The organism is Candidatus Mycobacterium wuenschmannii (assembly GCF_030252325.1).
In the GTDB taxonomy this organism is placed as follows: Bacteria; Actinomycetota; Actinomycetes; order Mycobacteriales; family Mycobacteriaceae; genus Mycobacterium; species Mycobacterium wuenschmannii.
In genome coordinates this window covers 3162270-3184707 of record NZ_CP126981.1, presented here as the reverse complement: position 1 = coordinate 3184707, position 22438 = coordinate 3162270, and the positions used below count along the sequence as shown (strand labels likewise).

The following is a 22438-nucleotide window of genomic DNA, read 5'->3' as shown; positions in this document are numbered from 1 at the left end:
AGTGGCAGGCACCGGTGCACATCGCACTCACGTCAGGCTGGCAGCGGCGCTGCTGGCCTCTCTGTTGGTGGCGTCTGTGGTGCTGACCTACCTGTCGTACACGGCGGCTTTCACCCCAGTCGACACCGTCACACTCACGGCGCCGCGCGCCGGTCTCGAGATGGACCGCGGCAACAAGGTGAAGTATCGCGGCATCCAGATCGGCAAGGTCGACGACATCAGCTACGAGGGCGAGCATGCCCAGTTGAAACTGGCGATCGACGGCGGCGAGTTGCACTACATCCCCTCCAACGCAGCGGTCCACATCGCGAGCAGTACCGTGTTCGGCGCCAAGTCGGTGGAGTTCATCCCGCCCAAGGCGCCGTCCCCGTCGACGCTGCGGCCGGGTGCGCATCTCGCGGTCTCGGCGGTGTCGCTGGAAGTCAACACGCTGTTCCAGTCGCTGATCGGGCTGCTGCAGAAGATCGACCCCGTTGAGCTGAACGGCACGCTGAGCGCGTTGGCCGAGGGCCTGCGCGGTCACGGCAAGGATCTGGGCGGCGTGTTATCGGGCCTGAATACCCTTACACAGCAACTCAATCCGAAGCTGCCGACGTTGCAGCAGGATTTCCGCCGGACCGCCGCAGTCGCCAACATCTACGCCGACGCGGCACCCGATCTGGTCACCGTCTTCAACAACACGCCCACGATCGCCAAGACCGTGGTCGATCAGCAGACCAACCTCAACACCAGCCTGCTGTCGGCAATCGGTTTGTCCAACAACGCGTATGACACCCTTGCGCCCGCCGAGCAGAACCTGATCGACGGAATCAAGCGACTGCGCGCCCCGCTGAAGGTCGCCGCGGACTATTCGCCGGAATTCGGCTGCCTGTTCGGCGCGATAGACCGTGGTATCAAGGAGTTCGCGCCCATCCTCGGCGTCAAAAAGGCGGGCTTGTTCACCTCGTCGAGCTTCATCCTCGGCGCACCGTCGTACACGTACCCGGAGAGCCTGCCGATCGTGAACGCGTCCGGCGGCCCGAACTGCCGCGGCCTGCCGGACCTGCCGACCAAGCAGACCAGTGGCTCCTGGTACCGCGCCCCGTTCCTGGTGACCGACAACGCGAACATTCCCTACGAGCCGTTCACCGAATTGCAAGTGGATGCGCCGTCGACGCTGCAGTGGTTGTTCCACGGCGCGTTCGCAGAGCGGGACGACTTCTGATGGACAACTACGAATCGCAGCGCTCGATCATGATCAAGGTCGGGATCTTCACGGTCACAATGCTGTTGGTGGCACTCGGGCTGGTGGTGACGTTCGGCGAGTTCCGTTTCGGGCCGTCGAACACCTACCACGCCAACTTCCTGGACGCGACGCGGTTGAAGGGCAACCAGAAGGTCCGCATCGCCGGCGTGCCGGTCGGCGCGGTGAAGGAAGTCAAGCTCAACCCGAACAACACCGTCGACGTGGCGTTCACCGTCGACAAGCGCTACACGCTCTACACCTCGACGCGTGCGCTGATCCGCTACGACAACCTGGTGGGTGACCGGTTCCTCGAAATTACTTCCGGCCCTGGGGAATTGCGCAAGCTGGCGCCCGGCAGCACGATCGACCAGCGGCACACCCAACCGGCGTTGGATCTCGATGCGCTGCTCGGTGGGCTGCGCCCGGTACTGAAGGGGCTCGACGCCGACAAGATCAACACGGTCAGCGGCTACGTGATCGACCTGCTGCAGGGCCAGGGCGGCGCGCTGTCCAGCCTGCTGTCCAACACCAACACATTCGGTTCGACGCTCGGTGCGCGCGACCGTGCGATCGGCAGTGTCATCAGCAATCTCAACGCCGTGCTGGAGACCGTGGACGCCAAAGGCGCCCAGTTCTCGGATTCCGTCGACCAGTTGCAGAAGCTGATCACCGGCCTGGCCGAGGGACGCGACTCGATCGCCGGCGCCATCCAGCCGTTGGCGACCACGACCACGGATCTGACGGATCTGCTGAAGAACTCGCGCCGACCGCTGCAGGGCGTGCTGGAGAACACGCGGCCGCTCGCTGGTGAAATCGTCGATCGTCTGCCCGAGGTGAACAACGACATCGAGCAACTCGGCGAGGACTACCTCCGGCTGTCCGCACTCGGCGCCTACGGCGCATATTTCAACATCTACTTCTGCACGGTCAGCCTGAAGATCAACGGTCCGGCGGGCAGCGACATCATCATTCCCTTTGGTGGCCAGGTGGATCCGAGCAAGGGCAGGTGTGCTTTTGTCAAGTAACAGCACCCACCGCCGCGACCGCGACCCGCTGCGCACAGGAATCTTCGGCGTGGTCCTCGTCGTCTGCGTGGTCCTGGTCGCCTTCGGTTACACGTCGCTGCCGTTCTGGCCGCAGGGACGGCCCTACACCGCCTACTTCGCAGACGCCGGGGGGATCGACCCCGGCAACGATGTCTACGTCTCGGGTATCAAAGTCGGAAAGGTGCAGGAGGTTTCGCTCGCGGGGGATACCGCGCGAGTTGACTTCACCGTCGACCGCCACGTCAACGTCGGCAACGGTTCGCTGGCCGCGATCCGCACCGAGACCATCCTCGGACAGCGCGCGATCGCGGTCACCCCGTCCGGGGCCGGGACCGCCACCACGATCCCGCTGAGCCGAACGACGACGCCCTATGCGCTGGGCTCGGCGCTGGAAGACCTCGGCCATAACGCCGGCGACCTCGACAAGGCGCAGTTCGAGAAGTCGCTGAAGGTCCTCACCGACGCCCTGCACGACGCCACCCCACAACTGCGCGGCGCGCTCGACGGCATCACCTCGTTGTCGCGCACCCTGAACACTCGTGACGAGGCACTGGAACACCTTCTGGCCCATGCGAAATCGGTCACAGGTGTGCTCGCCGAACGAGCCGGGCAGGTCAACAAGCTGATCGTCGACGGCAACCAACTCTTCGGTGCGCTCGATGCCCGCCGCGCCGCGCTGGGCGAGCTGATCGCCGGCATCGACGACGTCTCGGCACAACTCTCCGGATTCGTCGCGGACAACCGGAAGGAATTCGGCCCGGCTCTGGAGAAGCTCAACACCGTGCTCGACGATCTCAATGAACGCCGCGACTACATCAGCGAGGCGCTGAAACGCCTGCCTTCCTATGCCACCACGCTCGGTGAGGTCGTCGGCTCCGGGCCCGGCTTCAACGTCAACGTCTACGGTGTGCTACCCGCGCCGATCGTCGGGATGCTGTTCGACACCGTCTTCCAACCGGGCAAGCTGCCGGCCAGCTTCGCGGACTACCTGCGCGGAATGATCCAGGACCGCTGGAAGTTGAGGCCGCAGTCGCCATGACCCTTTCCTCGGCTATTCGGGAACGTCGCCGCGGCGTGCGGTTGACCCTTGCTGTGCTGCTTGCCCTTTCGATTGCGACGGGCGCCTACCTGGTCTGGCCGACCCATGGCGGCAACAAGATCACCGGCTACTTCACCTCCGCCGTCGGGCTGTACCCGGGCGATCAGATTCGCATCGTCGGAGTGCCGGTCGGCAAGATCGAGTCGATCGAGCCTCGCGCCGACGACGTCAAGATCACCATGACGGTGAAACACGGTGTGAAGGTGCCGGCCGATGCCCGCGCCATCATCATGTCGCCGAATCTGGTTGCGGCACGGTTCATTCAGCTCGCTCCCGCGTACACCAACGGTCCGGCGCTGTCCGATGGCGCCAGCATTCCGCTGGCCAAGACCGCGGTGCCGGTCGAGTGGGATGAGGTCAAGGAGTCGCTGACCGACCTGGCCAAGCAGCTCAGTCCCGCGGCCGGACAGCTGCAGGGCCCGCTCGGCAAAGCGATCAACCAGGCCGCCGACACGTTCAACGGCAACGGCGACTCGTTCCGCTCATCGCTGCGCGAACTCTCGCAGGCGGCCGGCCGGCTGGGCGATTCGCGCACCGACATCTTCGGCACGGTCAAGAACCTGCAGGTGCTCGTCGACGCGCTGTCGCAGAGCAACGAGCAGATCGTTTCGTTTGCCGGTCACGTGGCCTCGGTGTCTCAGGTGCTCGCGAAGAGCTCGACGCATCTCGACCACACCCTGGGTTCGCTGAACCAGGCGCTCATCGACGTCAAAGGCTTCCTGCAGCAGAACAATTCGACGCTGATCGGAACGGTCAACAAACTCACCGACTTGACTCAGGTGCTCAGCGACCAGAGCGAAGACATCGAGCAGGTGCTCCACGTCGCCGGGCCCGGCATCGCCAACTTCTACAACATCTACGACCCGGCCCAGGGAACGCTGAACGGGTTGATCTCGGTCCCCGAGTTCGCCAACCCGGTGCAATTCATCTGCGGTGGTTCTTTCGACACCGCGGCCGGCATTTCCGGGCCGGAGTACTACAAGCGCGCCGAGATCTGCCGTGAGCGGCTCGGCCCGCCGCTGCGCCGGCTCACGTTCAACTACCCGCCGATCATGTTCCACCCGCTCAACTCGATCACCGCGTACAAGGGCCAGATCATCTACGACTCCCCGGCCACTCAGACCAAGTCGCAGACACCAATCCCGGACCTGCACTGGATTCCGGCTCCGGGCGCGCACCCGCCCAGCTCGACCGACCTCCAGGCGCTGATGATCCCGCAGTCGGCGCCCAACGGCGCCGCCTCGGTGCCCGGTGCACCAGCCCAGGCGAACAGCCCGTTCGGCCCACGGCCCGGGCCCGGCCCGGCCGCCCCGGTCGCTCCGGCGCGGCCTGGCCCGTTGCCGGCCGAGCAGGGGGCCGGCCGATGAAGCGAGTATTGTTGCGCGGCAGCGCATTAGCAGCGGGCAGCGCGCTGCTGGCCGGCTGCCAGTTCGGTGGGCTGAATTCGGTCGCACTACCCGGCACCAGCGGTCACGGCTCGGGGTCGTACTCGATCACGGTCGACCTGGCCGACGTGGCGACGCTGCCGCAGAATTCGCCGGTGATGGTCGACGACGTCACGGTCGGCAGCGTGTCCGGCATCGACGCGATGCAGCGCCGTGACGGAACCTTCTACGCGGCGGTCAAGCTGGCGCTCGACAAGAACGTGGTGTTGCCGGCCAATTCGATTGCGCGCGTGGCACAGACGTCGCTGCTGGGATCGCAGCATGTCGAGCTGGCCGCGCCGCCGAATCAGGCGCCGGTGGGCAGGCTCGTCGACGGGTCGGCCATCCAGGAGGCGCGGACCAGTCGCTTCCCGACCACCGAGGAAGTGTTCTCTGCGCTGGGGGTGGTGGTCAACAAGGGCAATCTGGGCGCGCTGCAAGAGATTACCGATGAGACCTACCAGGCGGTGGCGGGCCGGGAGGGTCAATTCAACAACTTGGTGCCGCGACTGGCCGAACTCACCGCCGGGCTGACCAACCAGGTCAACGACATCGTGGCCGCCATCGACGGGCTGGATCGGTTCTCGACGATCCTGGCCGCCAACAAGGACAGCCTGGGTCACACGCTGGAAGCACTTCCCGAAGCGGTCCGGGTGCTCAACAAGAACCGGGACAAGATCGTCGAGGCGTTCGGCGCCCTGAAGAAGGTCGCAACGGTTGCCGCGCATGTGCTTTCGCAGACCAAAGTGGACTTCGCCGCGGACCTCAAGGACATCTACTCCAACGTCAAGACGCTGGCGGACAATCGGCGAAACTTCGTGACGTCGATGCAGCTGCTGCTGACGTTCCCGTTCCCGAACTTCGGCATCAAGCAGGCGGTGCGTGGCGACTACCTCAACGTGTTCACCACCTTCGACCTCACCGTCCGACGGCTCGGTGAAACGTTCTTCACCACCTCGTGGCCGCTCGACCCGAACATGCTGCACATGAAGGACATCCTGAACCCGCCCGACTTCCTGCTCGGCGAGATGGCCAACCTGTCCGGCCAGGCCGCGGACCCGTTCAAGATCCCGCCCGGCACACCCGCAGGGGACCACTGATGATCGACCGGCTCACGCGCGTCCAACTGGCCATCTTCGCGGTGGTCACGGTGATCACCGTTGTCATCATGGCGATCTTCTACCTGCGGCTGCCCGCCGCACTGGGCATCGGAACCTACCGGGTGACAGCGAATTTCGTCGCCGGTGGTGGGTTGTACAAGAACGCCAACGTGACCTACCGCGGCGTGGCCGTGGGGCGGGTCGACTCGGTCGGCCTCACCCCCGACGGCGTCGACGCGGTGATGCGACTGAACAGCGGCACCGTCGTCCCATCCAACGTCACCGCGTCAGTGAAGAGTGTGTCGGCCATCGGTGAGCAGTACATCGACCTGGTGCCGCCGCAGCATGCGGCGACCACCAAGCTGCGCAACGGATCTCGCATCGACCGCGCGAACACGGTGATCGGTGTGGACATCGCCACCCTGCTGCACCAGTCCGAGACGTTGGTCAACAGCGTTGCCGACACCCGGCTGAAGGAGCTACTGCACGAGACGTTCAAGGCGTTCAACGGGTCCGGACCCGAGCTCGCCCGCCTGTTCGAGTCTTCGCGTCAGCTGGTCGAGATGGCCAACGCGGACTTCCCGCAGACGTCCCAACTGATCGACCAGGTCGGGCCGTTCCTGCAGGCGCAGATTCGCTCCGGCAACGACATCAGGTCATTGTCGGACGGCCTGGCGCGCTTCACTTCCGAAGTGCGACAAGCAGATCCGCAGCTGCGGACGCTGCTGACCGTCGTGCCCCCGGCGGTCGACCAGGCCAACGCGACGTTCGCCGGAATTCGCCCCTCGTTCCCGATGTTGGCCGCCAACCTGGCCAACCTGGGCAGGGTAGGCGTGATCTACCACAAGTCGATCGAACAACTCCTGGTCGTGCTGCCGGCGCTGTTCGCCGCGATCATCACCGCGGCCAACGGCGAACCCCAGGACGAGGGCGCCAAGCTCGACTTCAAGGTCAACATCGATCCGCCGCCGTGCACCACCGGCTTCATCCCGCCGCCGATGATTCGTACACCCGCGGACGAGACGTTGCGGGAACTCCCGACCGACATGTACTGCAAGACGGCCCATAACGATCCGTCGACCGTGCGCGGCGCTCGCAACTACCCGTGCCAGGAGTTCCCCGGCAAGCGCGCGCCGACGGTGGCGCTGTGCCGCGATCCCAAGGGCTACGTGCCGATCGGTACAAACCCGTGGCGCGGTCCGCCCATCCCGTATGACACACCGATGACCAATGGGTTGAACGTCTTGCCGCCCAACAAGTTTCCGTTCATCCCGCCGGAGAACGACCCGGATCCCGGGACGCCGATCGCCGGGGCACTGCCGCCCGGCGTGATAGAGGGCCCGGGTCCGGCGCCACACCAGCCGTTCCCTACACCGCCGCCGCCCAACACCGGCGGGACCGACGGCCGGCAGGCGTGGATCCCGCCGGCGCCGTACCCGCCGCAGAACCCGGCGATCCCGTTCCCGAAGGCGGTCCCCGCGCCGCCCCCGCCGGTGGGTCTGCCGGGCGCGCCGTATCCGCCCGCCGAGAAGCCGTGGGGCCCGCCACCTGGACCGGCCGCGCAGGCCAACGGCACCGCCTACACCACGTACGACGGCACTACCGGCGAGTTCCAGGACCCCTCAGGAGGCACTGGTATCTTCGCGGCCGGAAAGACGTCGAGCGCGGAGAATTGGGTGGATCTGATGCGTGACCCGAGGCCGTTGTGACCGATGGCGAACCGGAGACGCGCGCCCCGCGGAGGCGGGCTTCCCGGCCGGCGGGCCCGCACGGCGGTGAGGCGGCCACCGCAGCCGTCCCGGTAGCTTCCCCGCCCACTCCGGCGAAGCGGCAGAACAGGCCCCTCGGCCCGCCGCCGCGACGGCCGGCGAACGGCACGCGAGTCGGGTTGATTGCATTGGTGGCCGGCCTGATTGGGATCGCGCTACTGGCGGTGGGCGTGGGCTTCGAGATCCACGGTCAGCGACAGGCAGACGACAAGCTGGCGAGGAGTCAGCGCTTCGTCGACACCGCCACCCAGTTGATCGTCAACATGTTCAGCTACAACCAGGACAACATCGACCAGAGCGTGGCCCGGTTCGTCGACGGCACCAGCGGTCCGCTGCGCAGCATGCTGAATCCGAACGCCGAGAACCTGAAAGCCATTTTCCGCCATACCGATGCGACGTCCGAGGCGGTGCTCAACGGCGCCGCGCTGGAAAGCGTCGACGACGTCAGCGACAACGCATCGGTGTTGGTGGCCTTCCGGGTCACCGTCACCACCAGAGACGGCGTCAACAAACCCTCAGAGGCCTACCGGATGCGGGTCATCGTGCACGAAGACGAGAACGGCCGGATGACTGTCGACGATCTGAAGTACCCAAACGGGGGCAATTGATGCGGTGGGTGATTGCCGCCGCGGTGAGCCTACTGACCACCGTCTTCGTCGGCTTGGCCGCGCTCGGCGGCTTTTTCTACTGGCAACGCGTCGAGACTCGCGGCGCACAGGCGGCGCGCGCGGCGCTTCCGTCGTTGGCGGCCAAGGAGATTCCGCAGGTACTCGGGTACGACTATCAGACCGTCGAGCGCAGCATGGACGAGGTCTATCCGCGGCTCACTCCTGCCTACCGCGAGGTATTCAAGAAGCAGGTCAACAAGGACATCATCCCGGAAGCGCGCAAACGGCACGTGGTCAGTCAGGTCGACATCGCCGGCGTGGGAGTCATGACGGCGCAACGGGACTCGGCCTCGCTGCTGGTGTATGTCAACTCCACCTGGACTGACAACACGAATCCCAATCCCAATCCGGATACCAATCCAGCCGTGTACACCGGTAGCCGGGTGCGTGTCGACTATCAACGCATCGACGGCGAGTGGCTGATCAACTACATCCAGCCGATCTAGCGCCGCGGTGCGATCAGCGGCACTGCCCGATCTCGTTGCAGTCCAAGGGATAACGGTCCACCGGATTGGGCAGTGGCCCCCGGAGGGCGAGGGTGAACGGGGTCTTGGTCATTCCGGCCTGCAATCCGCAGATGTCGCTGTGAATGCTGGTGTGCGTGCCGGTGAGCGAAACATCGTCGAACGCATAGGTATCCGTGGTCTCGGCGGTGCTGCCGTCCGGGCAGATCACACCGTTCGACTTGCCGACCTGAAAGGTCCACCGGTCGCTGGTCAGCCGGGCCCGGCCGACGAAGTTGGCCAGCTTCTCCGCGCGACTGATGGACCGGTCGGTGTAGCTACTGACGTTGAGGGAACACAGGTCGGCGGCGATGACGGGGTCGGAGAAGTCAGGGATGGCCCGCTGCCGGGACGGTGCGTCGCACAGCGCCGAAATGCGCCACGACGTCGTGGGCACACCGGCTTCGGTGAAGGAGTACACGCCATCGGGTGGCGGGCCGAGTGCCTGGGCGGGTACCGCGGTGCCGACGGCGACGAGGGTCATGGCTGCGGCGGCGGTGAGGCCGCGGGGAAGGATTGCCATGCACGTCAGTATCGCAGTGCGCCAACTGCCGCACCAAGGAATCAGCTGTTTGCCGGACGCCCCGCGGCCAGCGCGTCGAGGAAGGACCGCGCCCACTTGTCGACGTCGTGAGCCAGCACCTGGCGCCGCAGGGCGCGCATCCGGCGCCGACCCTCGTCGTCGGGTTGGTTGACCGCCGCCTCGATCGCGTCCTTGACCCCTTCGAGGTCGTGCGGGTTGACCAGGTAGGCCTGCGTGAGTTCGGCTGCGGCACCGGTGAATTCGCTGAGCACCAGCGCGCCCCCGAGGTCGCTGCGGCAGGCCACGTACTCCTTGGCCACCAGGTTCATGCCGTCCCGCAGCGGGGTCACCAGCATGACGTCGGCGGCCACGAAGAAGGAGATTAGTTCGTCGCGCGGCACCGGGCGGTGCAGGTAATGCACCACCGGGCGGCCGACCTCACCGTATTCGCCGTTGATGTGCCCCACCTGGCGCTCGATGTCCTCACGTAGCTTCTGGTAGCTCTCGACCCGCTCACGGCTGGGGGTGGCGAGCTGGACCAGCGCGGTGTCGTCGCCCTTGATTCGGCCCTCGGCGAGCAGTTCGGCGAGCGCTTTGAGCCGCACGTCGATGCCCTTGGTGTAGTCCAACCGGTCGACGCCCAACATGATCTTGCGTGGGTCGCCGATCTCGGAACGGATCTCCTTGGCCCGCTTCCGGATATTGCGGTCGCGGCCCTTCTGGTCGAGGTCGGCCGAGTCGATGGAGATCGGGAAGGCCCCCACCCGAACCGTGCGGTCGTCGAGGTGTACCTCGCCGAATTTCGACCGCACCCCGACCGAACCGCGGGAGGTGTTCGCCCCCAGCAGCCGTCGGGCCAGAAACAGGAAGTTCTGCGCCCCGCCGGCGAGGTGGAAGCCCACCAGGTCCGCGCCCAGTAGGCCCTTGACGATCTCGCTGCGCCACGGCATCTGCATGAACAGCTCGACCGGCGGGAACGGGATGTGCAGAAAAAACCCGATGGTCAGATCGGGTCGAAGTTCGCGCAGCATCGCGGGAACCAGTTGCAGCTGATAGTCCTGCACCCAGACGATCGCGCCGTTCGCGGCGGCGCGGGCGGCTGCGGCGGCGAACCGGCGATTCACGTCGACGTAGCGGTCCCACCACTCCCGGTGATAGATCGGCTTGACGATGACGTCGTGATACAGCGGCCACAGCGCAGCGTTGGAGAAGCCCTCGTAATACTCCTCGACGTCCTCCGCGGACAGCCGCACGGTGTGGAGTTCGAGATCCTCCTCGACGATGGGCTCGTCCACGACATCGACGTCGTCATCAACAACTCCGGGCCAGCCGATCCAGGCCCCGCGGCGCCGCCGCAACAACGGCTCCAGCGCGGTGACCAGGCCGCCGGGGCTGCGCTTCCAGCGTGTCGTGCCGTCGGCCAGGCGCTCCATGTCGATCGGCAGCCGGTTGGCGACTACGACGAAGTCGGACACACCGGAGGTAGGGGCTTTCGCACCCTTGCCTCCTGCGCGCGGCACTTACACCTCGAGTTTCGCGGGCCCGATACCAAGCATGGACAGGAACACCCGACACTCGTCGGCGTCGTTGGCGTAGGCCGCTACGACACGCCGGGCCTGGCTGGCCGTGTCATCGGCCAAGGGCTCCACGTCTTCGATTTCGCTGGTGTCAGATTTGGCGGGCATGACATAACTGTAGGCGAAGTGCGTAAGCAGCTGCAGAGGCGCCGCAACCCCGCGGCAAAAGCGTTACGGCCTGGCCGTAATGTGTAAATCTCCTACTCAGTGTGAACGAGGTGGCCGATGTCAGACTCCAGCGAGTTGGTGGCTTACGAAACTCTCGACGAGGGCCGCATCGCGCGGATCTGGCTGAACCGTCCGGAAGCGCATAACGCGCAGAGCCGTGGTTTGCTGGTTCAACTCGACGAAGCCTTCCTGCGGGCCGAGGCCGACGACGCCGTGCGGGTGGTGATCCTGGCTGCCCGCGGCAAGAACTTCTCCGCCGGCCACGACCTCGGCTCGGAGTTGGCGCTCGCGGAGCGGGCTCCGGGACCGCAGCAACTGCCCAGCTTCACCAACAACGGCGGTACCCGCGAGGCCGTCATGGAAAAGGTCTACCTGCAGGAGTGGCACTACTTCTTCCAGAACACCTGCCGCTGGCGCGACCTGCGCAAGATCACCATCGCCCAAGTGCAGGGCAACGCCATCTCCGCGGCTCTGATGCTGATCTGGGCATGCGATCTGATCGTCGCCGCCGACAACGCGAAGTTCAGCGACGTCGTCGGCGTACGGATGGGCATGCCGGGCGTCGAATATTACGCTCACCCTTGGGAATTCGGCCCACGCAAGGCCAAAGAGCTACTGCTGACCGGTGATTCGCTGGACGCCGACGAGGCCTACCGGCTGGGCATGGTGTCCAAGGTCTTCCCGGCCGACGACTTGGCCGACAAGACGCTGGAATTCGCCCGCCGGATCGCCGAACGGCCGACCATGGCGGCGCTGCTGATCAAGGACTCGGTGAACGCCGCATCCGATGCGATGGGTTTCACCGAAGCGCTGCGGCACGCGTTCCACATCCACGAGTTGGGTCACGCGCACTGGGCCGCGCACAACGAGAATCGCTACCCCGTCGGCTTGCCGCCCGATGTCGACGACTGGCGCAACCCGACGCCGACGAAGGTTGCCCGCAAGGACACCCCGTAGCTCCGCCCCGCCGCGAAACAGAAGCCAGGGCTGCGCCTGGGCTCCGATCACGACCGTGGCTTCAGGCTCGCGCGTGGTATGACTAGAACCTGTTTCAGTTGCGGTGCGAAGGGGTCGGCATGCAGCTTTCGTTCGAAGACCGGACGTACCTGGTCACCGGTGGTGGCAGTGGGATCGGCAAGGGTGTAGCCGCTGGTCTCGTCGCGTCCGGCGCCTCGGTGATGATCGTTGGCCGTAACGCCGACCGTCTTGCCGCCACTGTCGAAGAGCTCACGCCCCTCGGCGGGGAGATCCGCTACGAACCCGCCGACGTCACCGACGAGGACGAGGTGACCCGCGCCGTCGAGGCCGCGACCGCCTGGCACGGCCGGCTCAACGGCGCCGTGCACTGTGCCGGCGGATCCCTGACGATCGGCCCGCTCACCCAGATGGACTCCGACGCCTGGCGGCGCACAGTCGACCTCAACATCAACGGCACCATGTACGTGCTCAAGCACTGCGCGCGCGAGATGGTGCGCGCTGGCGGCGGCTCGTTCGTCGGCATCTCGTCGATCGCGTCCAGCAACACCCACCGCTGGTTCGGCGCTTACGGCGTCACCAAGGCCGGTCTCGACCACCTCATGCAGTTGGCCGCCGACGAACTCGGCCCATCCTGGGTGCGGGTCAACAGCATCCGGCCGGGCCTGATCCGCACCGACATGGTCGCTCCGATCACCGATTCGCCTGAGCTGTCGCAGGACTACGCGGCGTGCACGCCGCTGCCCCGGATCGGTGAGGCCGAGGACATCGCGAACATGGCGATGTTCCTGCTCAGCGACGCCGCGAGCTGGGTCACCGGGCAGGTCATCAACGTCGACGGCGGTCACCTGCTGCGCCGCGGCCCGGACTTCACCGCGATGCTGGAGCCGGCATTCGGCGCCGACGGCCTGCGCGGCGTGGTCTGACGCAGGTCCCGCAAAACCTGTCCACTGACTGAGATGGTGATCTTGCGCTCAGGGTGCCATGCGGGAGGCTAGCGTCGAGAACGACAACCGGAGGATGCGATGACCGCGACATGGGATTCAATCGACCGCTACGTCGTCATCTCGACGGACACTCACGCCGGCGCCGATCTTCTCGACTACAGACAGTACCTGCCGGAGCGGTTCTACGACGAGTTCGACGCCTGGGCCAAGACCTACGTGAGTCCGTTTGACGACCTGATCATCGCGACCGCCAACCGGAACTGGGAGCACAAGCTTCGGCTCGACGAGATGGACGCCGACGGTGTGGCCGCGGAAGTGTTGCTGCCCAATACTGTTCCGCCGTTCTTCCCGACGACGCCGAACATCACGATAAGCCTGCCGCGTACCCGCGAGGAGTTCGAGCGGCGCTGGGCCGGGGTACAGGCGCACAACCGGTGGCAGGTCGACTTCTGCTCGCTGGCCCCGACGCGGCGTCGCGGACTGATCCAGGTCTTTCCTAACGACATCGAGCTGGCGATGCGGGAGATCCGGTGGGGCGCGGAAATGGAATGCTTTGGCGGCGTGCTCATCCCGCCGGTGTCGCCCGGCGACCCACAAGTCGCTCCGCTGTTCCACACCCGCTACGAGCCGCTCTGGGAGCTGTGCACCGAGCTGGACCTGACCGTGGTCCAGCACGCCGGGGCCGGTAGCCCGGAGATGCCGATGGACCAGCCGGCGTCGAACGCGGTGCTGATCACCGAAATGGCCCTGTGGGCGCAGCGGACGCTGGGTCACCTGATCCTTGCGGGCGTCTTCGAGCGCCATCCCACGCTGCGTTTCGTCCCGACCGAGCAGGGCACGATGTGGGTGCAGCCGCAAGTCGCGATGCTCGACGCCATGGTGCCGACGATGAAATCCGAGGCTGGCAATCGCACCTATGGAATGTTCGGCGGATCGTCGGTCGATGCGCTGACACTGACGCCGAGCGAATACGCCAAGCGAAACTGTTATCTGGCGAGCGAACTGATGCCGTTCGAGTCGGCGATGATCGACTTCATGGGGGCCGATCACATCATGTGGGGTAGCGACTACCCGCACGAGGAGGGCTTCACGCCGCATTCCAAGCTAGCCATCCGCTGGGCACTGCACGATCGGTCCGAGGACGCTTGTCGAAAGATATTGGGTGGCAACGCAGCTCGGCTGTACGGCTTCGACCTGGATGCGTTGACGCCGATTGCCGCGCAGATCGGGCCGACCGTCGCGGAAGTGGCCACCCCGCTCGGCGACACGGGATATCTGGCTCCGGCCGCGTTCGGCTACCGACCCTTCGAGGGCGGGCTGGCCCTCAAACGCCTGGCTCCGGCCCGGAGCTAAACCTGCCGCGGGTGGATGAACACCCCCTCGGCCTCGACAGTGATCCCGTCGGCGTCGGCCAGATGTCCCACGGCGAAGGTCTTCACACCCTCGACGCGGTCGACGTGAGCGTGGGTGCGCAACTGCCCAAGTGGCGTGCCGCGCAAAAAACGAACTCGTAAGGTCCCAGTGACCGCGGGCCGTCCCGGCTGGTGCGCGGTGGCGCCCAGGACATGATCCAGCACCATCGCACACACCCCGCCGTGCACCATCCCGGGTGGACCCTCGTACGCCGCGCCTAGTGTGAATTCGCTCGACACCGAGCCGTCAGACCCATGATCGACCACCAGCGGCGGTGCCACCGCGTTGCGCAGACCGATCATCACATTGCCCCACGGCATCAGGCGGCCGCCGTCATCGACCTGTACACCGAATGAGCCTGGCATCAGCGATGCGCTTAATTCTTCGGTGAGACAGTCGATTCGTTGGCTGATCTCGCCGATCGCTGCGGCGCTGATCTGCGTCCGGATCGCCGCGTCGACGAGTCGACGGACTGAATCGGCGAGTCGTCGCGACATTGCTTCCAATTCAGCCATGATCAACCATCGTCGAGCGGGGCTCCGTACCGGGCAACACCGTCTCCCGGCCAGTGGTCAGCCACCCAGGTGGCACCGCGCGGGTTGTTAGCCTGGCACGGTGGAGGACGAGAAGCCGACCGGCAACCAGAGTCTGGCAGCGACCAGCTATGCGTTGCTCGGCGTGCTGTCCTACGAGCACGAGCTGTCCGGGTACGACATTCGCAAGTGGATCGACTGGAGCATGCGGTTCTTCTACGGCAGCCCGGCCTACAGCCAAATCTATTCCGAGCTCAAGAAATTGGAGAAGCTCGGCCTGGTGACGTCCCGCGTCGAGAACCCGGGGTCCACGCGTAATCGGCGGCTCTACAAGATCACTACGCAGGGTCTCGATACTGTGACCAGGTGGGCGAGTGAGGCGCCGGTTGACCCGCCGGCACTCAAACACGGCCCCCTGCTCCGGATCACTCTGGGCCATTTGACGAATCCGGCACGGCTACGGGAGATGTTGCAACAGCATGTGGCCTACGCCGACGAGATGCATCGCAACGCGGCCAAGGATGCGCGGTGGGCAGGAGCCGACGACGCTTGGGCCTACGCCCGGGTCGCACTGCAGTGGGCCGAACGGTACTACGCGAACGAGCGAGAGCTCGCCCTGAAGATGATCAAGGAACTCGACGAGGCCGAGGCGGCCTTCCCGCAGTTGGACAAGGGCGGCATGGCCCAAATTGCCTGGCCTACACCAGATTTCTGGTACGAGATCGAAAAAAAGGCCGACGCCGAGGACTGATCAATACCCGGCGGCGTGCCGGGCCGCGACGTATCCGTAGACGAGTCCCTGCGCGATCGTCGCGCCCGCACCCGGGTATGTGTTGCCGAATGCGTTTGCCGCGGTGTTGCCGATCGCGTACAAACCGTCGATGACAGTGCCGTCTTCACGCAATACCCGGGCCCGGTCGTCGGCACGTAGTCCGCCGCACGTGCCGAGGTCGCTGAGGACCATCTTCACCGCATAGAACGGGCCTTCGTCGAGCGCGCGAAGGTTGGGATTCGGACCTATGGTGGGATCGCCGTAGTAGCGGTCATAGGCGCTGTCCCCGCGGCCGAATTCCGTGTCGTGTCCTGTCTTGGCGATCTCGTCGAACCGTTTCGTGGTGTCCAGGAACGGTGCTGTGGGAACGCCGATCAGCTCGGCGAGCTTGCCCAGGTCGTCTGACTGGTACGCGATTCCGTTGGCGTACCACGATTGCGGTAACGGCATGCGCGGAAACAGCGCGCCGGCGAAGACGTAGCTGTTGCGGTACTGCTGATCGAAGATGATCCACATCGAATCGATAGGGCGGCCGCTGCGTTCGCGCTCCAGAACAAGCTGCCCAAACGACATGTAATCCATTGCCTCGTTGGCAAATCGGGTGCCGGTCTGGTCGACGATCAAGCACCCGGGTAGGGAACGTTCGGCCAGCATGACCGACGGGCTCGATCCGGGCAGCGGCGCAACGGCAGGAAACCACCACGCTTGATCCATCAAATCGGTTGCAGCGCCGACCTCTTGGGCGGCGTGTATCGCGTCACCGGTGTTGGTGTCCGCACCGAGGCTGAAATGTTCACCGAGCGACTCGGACTGGAACTTGCTGCGCATGGCCATGTCGTGGTCGAAGCCGCCGGCGGCAAGCACGATGCCACACCGCGCGGTCACCGCGACCTCGCGTCCCGCGTGGTCGAGCACTGCGGCGCTGACCCGTCCGTCGTCGACGGTCAGTCGCTTCAGTTCGGTGTCGGTCCAAATAGGAATGTCGCTGCGCAACACCCCCGCGAACAGGCCGGCCGCCAGCGCCTGTCCGCCCGCGACGTAGCGCCGGCCAAGCGCAAGTCCGCCGACCCCTTGCAGGAGCCGCTTGGCAATGGTCGGTAGGCCCTTTCCTGGCATGCGCGCCATCAGGTTCATCCACCGGTAGTCGGCCGTGGTGGTCGGCATGGGGATCTTGACCTCCATGACGCCGGGGCGTAGCCGCGATCTGTGCTTGCCCAGGACAGACGAGTTCAACGGCCGGCATTCACAGGTGCGCCCACTCGGCGCTCCACCGGGTAGCTCGGGGTGGTAGTCGGAATAGTCCTTGGCCCAGCTCAATCGAATCGGTGTGGTCCGCCGCAGCATGTCCACCGTGGCGACGACGTTGCGCAGGTACCCATCGGACCGCTCGGCGGGAGCGCTGCCGGCGACGACCGCACGGAGGTAGTTCGCGGCGCGGCCGGCGCTGTCACCCGCGTTCTTCTCGTCCAGGATCTGGCTGGCCGGCAGCCAGAGAGCTCCACCCGAACGTGCGGTCGATCCGCCGACATACGACGACTTCTCGACGATCAACACGGACAAGCCCGCCTCGTGAGCGGTCAATGCGGCGGCGATACCTGTCCCGGAACCCACCACCAGGAGGTCGACCGTCATGTCGTCGACCGGCAGGCCGGCAGGGATCGTCGTGGGCTGCGCTGGACTCACGCAGACGACACTAGGTCGCGGGATGGACGCTATGACGGCTTTTCCCTGCCAGCGGGACATCGGCTGCCGGACGGCGATCGCCGGCGGTACAACCAGGGGCATGACGTCGCAGTCGAATACCGAGGAGATCCGTCAGATTCACGCCGCAGAGGCGCCGTCCCGATTCGCCCGGGGCTGGCACTGTCTGGGTCTGGTCAAGGATTTCGATGACGGTAAACCGCACGCCGTCAACGCTTTCGGGAAGAAGCTGGTGGTCTTCCGCGGCGGCGACGGCAAGATCAACATTCTCGACGGCTACTGCCGCCACATGGGCGGCGATCTCACCCGGGGCGAGGTCAAGGGCGACGAGATCGCTTGCCCGTTCCACGATTGGCGGTGGGGCGGCGACGGTCGCTGCAAACGCGTGCCCTACAGCAAGCGGGCACCCCGGTTGGCCCGAACCGCGCGCTGGACCACCCTTCAGCAGGACGGAATGTTGTTCGTGTGGAACGACCCGGAGGGTAAACCACCGCCCGCCGCGGTGACAATTCCGCGCATTGAGGGTGCGACCAGCAAGGAGTGGACCGACTGGCATTGGTACACCACGACCGTCCACACCAACTGCCGGGAGGTCGTCGACAACGTTGTCGACATGGCGCACTTTTTCTACGTCCACGGCTCGCTGCCCACCCACTTCAAGAACATTTTCGAGGGGCATGTGGCGACCCAATACATGAACAGCCAGGGTCGCCCCGACCTCGGTGACAGCGAGGGTGCCCGCATGCTGGGGACCACGTCGGTGGCCTCCTATTACGGGCCATCATTCATGATCGACGACCTGACCTATCATTACGATGAGGCCGATCACCAGACGGTGTTGATCAACTGTCATTATCCCATCGACGCCAATTCCTTTGTGCTGCATTACGGCATCATCGTGAAGAAGTCGGCTGCCCTGCCCGAGGACTTGGCTGTGCAGACCGCTGTGGCCCTCGGCGACTTTGTCAAGATGGGGTTCGAGCAGGACGTTGAGATCTGGAAGAGCAAGGCGCGCATCGACAATCCGCTGCTGTGTGAAGAGGACGGACCGGTGTACCAGTTGCGGCGCTGGTACGAGCAGTTTTACGTCGACATTGCCGACGTGACGCCGGACATGGTCGACCGGTTCGAGCACGAACTCGACACCACGAGCCCTCGGGAGGAATGGATGAAGGTGGTCGAGGCGAATATGGCTACCCGATGAGCGATTTGGGTGACGATCGGCTTGTCGACTGCCCTCTGGAATCGGTTGCCTGCGAGCGTTGCGGGAGCGAGGTTCTCGTCCGCAAGAGCAGTTGGAATCAAACCAGTGTGCAGTGGAATGCGGACGCGGTGGCACGGTGTCTCGAGCGTCGGCCAGCGAACTCTGCCGCGTTTTCACAACGCGGGGTGTTCCTGGCCTGCGGAGCCCTCAACGAGTCAATCGTCGATGGTGTCCGGCGGGGTGCAGTGGCGGTCGTCGACCACGACATAGCCAAACCAGTAGAAGACGTTGCAACCTAGGCGAGTTGGAACGCGCTGATCGGCGCTTCTTCGGGGTAGATCGACGGACCGCCGATGTCGTAAGCGGAGTTGAGCGCTGCGATAAAGGCCGGATCGTGCAGAGGCTCGTTAGGGATATCGAGTGTTGTTCCTTTGGAACGGATGTCATCGACCATGATGTCGATCGCCTTCTCGACGGTCAGATCGTCAGTACCCTCCATGTTCTTCTTCAACTCGTCGAGGTCGGAGAACACCTCGGCAGACCAGTGCACCAGAAACCGAAGCTCGTCCGTGTGGTGACGGGCGATCACGTCGTTACCGTTCTTCAGTAACCAATGATCGTTGTCGCCGGGTTCGCCAGCAAACACCGTATCGAAGTCGAGTCGAGGCGGAATCTGTTGTTCGAGAGGGCCATTGGCCTCACCTCGGTGCACCATCATCTCGTTCTGCACGACAACGCCGCGGTTGTTGATCGGCGGTAGGACTCGCTGGGGAGCTTTCAGCGGTCCGTCCGGCCAGAATGTGAACCCGCTGCCGCCGTCCAGTGAGAACCATGTGATGACCTGGGCCATCTTGATCAAATAATCCCCGAACAGCCCAGACTTGCCCATCACACTGGTCAGCCAGGTCGGTGCGTTCTCATGACGTACACCGCGGAAGCTCGGCGAATCAAGGTGTCCCGGGTCGCGATTCGCGCACGGGCCGTTGATGTTGAAGAGCATCAGTTGCGGCTTTGCGTACTCCGCGCTCCAGTAGTCCTTGGCCATCTGCAGGAAGCGCTCGTTATAGAAGCAGTCGTGTAATTGCGGGTAGAGCACCGCGCCGTAATTGGCCAGGTAGCCGCGGAATGTGGGCGTCAGGAACATGTCCAGCGATGGTTCGAATCCTTCGGGGAACACGCCGCTCATCGTCGCCATCAACTCGTCGGCCGACGCGAAGTGCTGGGCGATGATCAGCTTCCAGGGCCCCTCCGCGTGTACCACCTCGAGTAGCCGTTGACGTTGGTCGTCGGAGTAGACCTGGTCGATCTCGCGCGGGGGCGCGGCCGGCCGGAGCACATCCGAAAGCTGCATTCTCCGCTCGTCGGTCAGCATCGCAGTCTCCCTCTGGCAGTTCAGCGTTGGTGTGATTGTCCGCAACCTCATCGAGTGATGGCTCCGGGGTGTCCGCTGGCCGGGACACCCGATTGGTGAGTGAACCGTGCCCGCAGCAACGCGCCGACGTCGGCCAAGGCGAGTCTGCCGCGCGCAGTCGCATCGGATCGCATCAAGAACCCGTGATACATCCCCGGATAACGGGTGACGGTGGTCAGCACACCGGCATCGCGGAGCCGGGTCGCGTAACGTTCGCCCCAATCGCGGATCGGATCGCACTCCGCGCTCACCACGATCGCGGGCGGTAGATCCGATAGGTCGACGGCGTACGCCGGAACCAGATACGGGTCGTGCGGAGGGCTGCCGCTGCCGTCGACGAGCCCGTGCATGTACTCGATATCGTCGCGAGCGAGCATGGGCGCGTTAGGCATTGCGGCGATTGACGGAGCGGTCATGTCGCGATCCAGCCCGGGGTACAGCAACACTTGAGCGCACAGCGCCGGCCCTCCGCGATCGCGGGCAGCCAGCGCGACGCCGGCGGCGAGCGCGCCTCCCGCGCTGTCCCCGGCGACCGTCAGTCGTGTCAGGTCCAGGTCCAGCGAACTCGCGTTCTGCGACACCCAGGTCGTCGCGGCGAAGGCGTCGTCGAATTGCGCAGGGGGCGGAAACTCCGGCGCCAACCGGTAATCCACGGCAACGACGGTCGCACCCGAGGCCGAGGCCAAACCCCGGGCAAGCGGCTCGAACGAGTGGTTGGACCCCATTACGAGGCCCCCGCCGTGGAAGTAGACCAGTCCCGGCTGGGCTGGTTCGTCTGTCGGACGGTAGATCCGTAGGTCGAGTGCGCCGTCAGGCCCGGGTATCGAGATGTCGGCGATGCCTGCCATCGCAGGCATGCCGTCGGGCAATGGCGCCGACTCGATGGCGGACCGGATCGACGTCAACCCGCGCTGGCGCATCGGCGGGATCTTGCCGAAGGACGCCACCCGGGCGGCGGCGTCCGCGTCCAGCAGTGGCATGCTCACCGGAGTCTCGGGGGACGTTGTACAGCAAGGGTATTGGCGCGCTCAGTCATCGCCGTGCGCACCGACTCCTGCGTCAAGAGGTAGAACTGGCCCGCCGCGGACTGGTCGAACAGCGTCGCGGCCGCAGCGAGCGGATCCATCGCCCCGGCCTTGACGCACAGCATCGCCGTGCGCTGTGCGTCAGCCGCAGCGACGTCACCGCCGTCGACTCCGCCGGCCGACTCGAAGATGTCGGATACCACGGCCCCGGGTAGCACGGCTTGGACGTGAATGTGCTCGCCGTGGCCTGCGGACTGAACATCCAGATGCAAACACTCGGTCAGCGCCAGCACCGCGTGCTTGCTCATGATGTAGGGGGCCTGCAACGGGATGGCGACCACACCGCCGACCGACGACAGGTTCCACACCCAAGCGTGTTCGCGGGTGGCCATCATTCTCGGCAAGAACGCGCGCACCCCGTTGAACACACCAGTGACGTTTATGTCCAGCACGCGTTGCCAATTGGCGATCGGCGTATCCCAGAGGTAGCCAAACTGTTCGATCCCCGCGTTGTTGACGAGCAGACGCACCGGGCCGAGTTCGTGGTAAGTGCGCTCCGCCAGGTCCTGCATCGCGTCCGCGTCGCGCACGTCGCAGGTCGCGAGATGCACGGCGCCGCCCTCGGCGGACAACTCGTCACGAACGGAGGCGATTGCCTCACCATCGATATCGACCAGCACCACCGTCATGCCAAGCCCGCTCGCGTACCGCGCGATGCCGGCGCCGACGCCGGCCCCAGCCCCGGTGACGACGGCAATGCCGCCCAAAAAATTGTCCCGCGCGTTCACGACCCCGCGGCGCTGTCGGCGGTGAATTCAGATAACAGCACCGAATTCTGAGTATCCAGAACAACTTCCATGTCGGTGAACATCAAACCTGAGCTCCCGCGTCGAACACTGACGTCGACCACACCACTCGACACCGCAAACGGCACGAAATTGGCGATCTGGTTGACCAGGATGTAGAACCGGGCTGTGGTGGCCGGGCCGTCCCGGCCGGTGCGGTGAATGTTGGTGGCGTGGTGCCGCAGCGGGTAAGGGCTCTGCCGGCGGTGCTCGGTCATCCATTCCATCACGGCCGCGCGACCGTGCATCTCGGGTGACATCAATTCCTCGAATGGACTTGCGCCGCTGTCGCTTCGCGTGACGTAATGCACGTCCTCGGCAAGGTTCGCGGTGAGTTCCTCGAAGTGCGCCTCGTCGTAGGCGTACCAGAAGGCGGCGATGAACTCTTGAAGGTCCGACAGTGTGATGTCGTTCGTCATGTCGGTCAGTCAACCCTTGTGCGAACGTGCCGGCGATCGAGGTGTCCGGTGAGTGGAACAGTCTCTGTCCCCGGCAGCTTCGGGTTTCGAT

Annotated in this window: 23 protein-coding genes; 14 read left to right on the top strand and 9 right to left on the bottom strand. The window is 65.1% G+C overall.

From position 1 onward, the window contains the following. Nucleotide 1: 1 nt before the first annotated feature. From PT015_RS15205 to PT015_RS15170, 8 genes are read left to right on the top strand one after another with little or no spacing between them, the layout of a single operon-like run. Nucleotides 2-1204: an MCE family protein gene (locus PT015_RS15205; RefSeq protein WP_285185494.1), complete on the top strand. Its 1203-nt coding sequence runs from the start codon at nucleotides 2-4 to the stop codon at nucleotides 1202-1204. Beyond that, on the top strand, nucleotides 1204-2250 hold the full coding sequence (locus tag PT015_RS15200; protein ID WP_285185493.1) for an MCE family protein: 1047 nt from the start codon (nucleotides 1204-1206) through the stop codon (nucleotides 2248-2250). Before PT015_RS15205 ends, PT015_RS15200 begins: the two co-directional genes overlap by 1 nt. After that, complete coding sequence (locus tag PT015_RS15195; protein WP_285185492.1) at nucleotides 2240-3310, top strand: MCE family protein; 1071 nt, start codon at nucleotides 2240-2242, stop codon at nucleotides 3308-3310. Before PT015_RS15200 ends, PT015_RS15195 begins: the two co-directional genes overlap by 11 nt. Then, nucleotides 3307-4737, top strand: coding sequence for a virulence factor Mce family protein (locus PT015_RS15190; RefSeq protein WP_285185491.1), 1431 nt, complete (start codon nucleotides 3307-3309; stop codon nucleotides 4735-4737). The genes PT015_RS15195 and PT015_RS15190 overlap by 4 nt, the downstream gene beginning before the upstream one ends. Next, nucleotides 4734-5894 (top strand): MCE family protein, encoded by a 1161-nt coding sequence (locus PT015_RS15185; protein WP_285185490.1) that lies wholly within the window; start codon nucleotides 4734-4736, stop codon nucleotides 5892-5894. Before PT015_RS15190 ends, PT015_RS15185 begins: the two co-directional genes overlap by 4 nt. Then, a complete protein-coding gene (locus PT015_RS15180) occupies nucleotides 5894-7603 on the top strand; it encodes an MCE family protein (protein ID WP_285185489.1) in 1710 nt (569 codons plus the stop codon). The genes PT015_RS15185 and PT015_RS15180 overlap by 1 nt, the downstream gene beginning before the upstream one ends. Then, on the top strand, nucleotides 7600-8271 hold the full coding sequence (locus PT015_RS15175) for a mammalian cell entry protein (protein ID WP_285185488.1): 672 nt from the start codon (nucleotides 7600-7602) through the stop codon (nucleotides 8269-8271). The genes PT015_RS15180 and PT015_RS15175 overlap by 4 nt, the downstream gene beginning before the upstream one ends. Next, a complete protein-coding gene (locus tag PT015_RS15170) occupies nucleotides 8271-8777 on the top strand; it encodes a mammalian cell entry protein (protein WP_285185487.1) in 507 nt (168 codons plus the stop codon). The genes PT015_RS15175 and PT015_RS15170 overlap by 1 nt, the downstream gene beginning before the upstream one ends. A 13-nt stretch (nucleotides 8778-8790) precedes the next feature. Here PT015_RS15170 and PT015_RS15165 read toward each other — a convergent pair whose 3' ends face one another. From PT015_RS15165 to PT015_RS15155, 3 genes are read right to left on the bottom strand one after another with little or no spacing between them, the layout of a single operon-like run. Continuing rightward, entirely contained in the window at nucleotides 8791-9357 is a 567-nt protein-coding gene (locus tag PT015_RS15165; RefSeq protein ID WP_285185485.1) for a hypothetical protein, read from the bottom strand. A 41-nt stretch (nucleotides 9358-9398) separates the two neighbouring features. After that, a complete protein-coding gene (locus tag PT015_RS15160; protein ID WP_285185484.1) occupies nucleotides 9399-10877 on the bottom strand; it encodes an alpha,alpha-trehalose-phosphate synthase (UDP-forming) in 1479 nt (492 codons plus the stop codon). Then, nucleotides 10878-11042 (bottom strand): hypothetical protein, encoded by a 165-nt coding sequence (locus PT015_RS15155; RefSeq protein ID WP_285185483.1) that lies wholly within the window; start codon nucleotides 11040-11042, stop codon nucleotides 10878-10880. It lies immediately after the preceding gene. Between the two features lie 117 nt (nucleotides 11043-11159). Here PT015_RS15155 and PT015_RS15150 point away from each other — a divergent pair, with 117 nt between their 5' ends. From PT015_RS15150 to PT015_RS15140, 3 genes are all read left to right on the top strand, one after another. Then, complete coding sequence (locus PT015_RS15150; protein WP_285185481.1) at nucleotides 11160-12059, top strand: enoyl-CoA hydratase; 900 nt, start codon at nucleotides 11160-11162, stop codon at nucleotides 12057-12059. Between the two features lie 119 nt (nucleotides 12060-12178). Next, nucleotides 12179-13003, top strand: coding sequence for an SDR family oxidoreductase (locus tag PT015_RS15145; RefSeq protein WP_285185480.1), 825 nt, complete (start codon nucleotides 12179-12181; stop codon nucleotides 13001-13003). Nucleotides 13004-13102: 99 nt separating this feature from the next. Then, complete coding sequence (locus tag PT015_RS15140) at nucleotides 13103-14377, top strand: amidohydrolase family protein (protein WP_285185479.1); 1275 nt, start codon at nucleotides 13103-13105, stop codon at nucleotides 14375-14377. Here PT015_RS15140 and PT015_RS15135 read toward each other — a convergent pair. Further along, nucleotides 14374-14952: a PaaI family thioesterase gene (locus PT015_RS15135; RefSeq protein ID WP_285185478.1), complete on the bottom strand. Its 579-nt coding sequence runs from the start codon at nucleotides 14950-14952 to the stop codon at nucleotides 14374-14376. The genes PT015_RS15140 and PT015_RS15135 overlap by 4 nt on opposite strands. A gap of 100 nt (nucleotides 14953-15052) precedes the next feature. On the opposite strand from PT015_RS15135, the gene PT015_RS15130 reads away from it, so the two are divergent. Further along, a complete protein-coding gene (locus PT015_RS15130; RefSeq protein WP_285185477.1) occupies nucleotides 15053-15721 on the top strand; it encodes a PadR family transcriptional regulator in 669 nt (222 codons plus the stop codon). On the opposite strand, the gene PT015_RS15125 is transcribed toward PT015_RS15130, so the two are convergent. Then, nucleotides 15722-17374 (bottom strand): 3-ketosteroid-delta-1-dehydrogenase, encoded by a 1653-nt coding sequence (locus PT015_RS15125; protein ID WP_285191126.1) that lies wholly within the window; start codon nucleotides 17372-17374, stop codon nucleotides 15722-15724. Between the two features lie 151 nt (nucleotides 17375-17525). On the opposite strand from PT015_RS15125, the gene PT015_RS15120 reads away from it, so the two are divergent. Beyond that, entirely contained in the window at nucleotides 17526-18647 is a 1122-nt protein-coding gene (locus PT015_RS15120) for a Rieske 2Fe-2S domain-containing protein (protein ID WP_285185475.1), read from the top strand. After that, complete coding sequence (locus PT015_RS15115) at nucleotides 18644-18946, top strand: ferredoxin (RefSeq protein ID WP_285185474.1); 303 nt, start codon at nucleotides 18644-18646, stop codon at nucleotides 18944-18946. Before PT015_RS15120 ends, PT015_RS15115 begins: the two co-directional genes overlap by 4 nt. Here the strand turns inward: PT015_RS15115 and PT015_RS15110 are convergent. From PT015_RS15110 to PT015_RS15095, 4 genes are read right to left on the bottom strand one after another with little or no spacing between them, the layout of a single operon-like run. Continuing rightward, nucleotides 18943-20019, bottom strand: a complete 1077-nt coding sequence (locus PT015_RS15110; protein ID WP_285185472.1) for a hypothetical protein — start codon at nucleotides 20017-20019, stop codon at nucleotides 18943-18945. The two genes, PT015_RS15115 and PT015_RS15110, sit on opposite strands and share 4 nt — an antisense overlap. 47 nt (nucleotides 20020-20066) lie before the next feature. Beyond that, nucleotides 20067-21044, bottom strand: a complete 978-nt coding sequence (locus tag PT015_RS15105; RefSeq protein ID WP_285185470.1) for an alpha/beta hydrolase — start codon at nucleotides 21042-21044, stop codon at nucleotides 20067-20069. After that, nucleotides 21041-21871, bottom strand: a complete 831-nt coding sequence (locus tag PT015_RS15100) for an SDR family NAD(P)-dependent oxidoreductase (protein WP_285185468.1) — start codon at nucleotides 21869-21871, stop codon at nucleotides 21041-21043. Before PT015_RS15100 ends, PT015_RS15105 begins: the two co-directional genes overlap by 4 nt. Further along, nucleotides 21868-22347: a nuclear transport factor 2 family protein gene (locus tag PT015_RS15095; RefSeq protein ID WP_285185467.1), complete on the bottom strand. Its 480-nt coding sequence runs from the start codon at nucleotides 22345-22347 to the stop codon at nucleotides 21868-21870. Before PT015_RS15095 ends, PT015_RS15100 begins: the two co-directional genes overlap by 4 nt. Nucleotides 22348-22438: the final 91 nt, after the last annotated feature.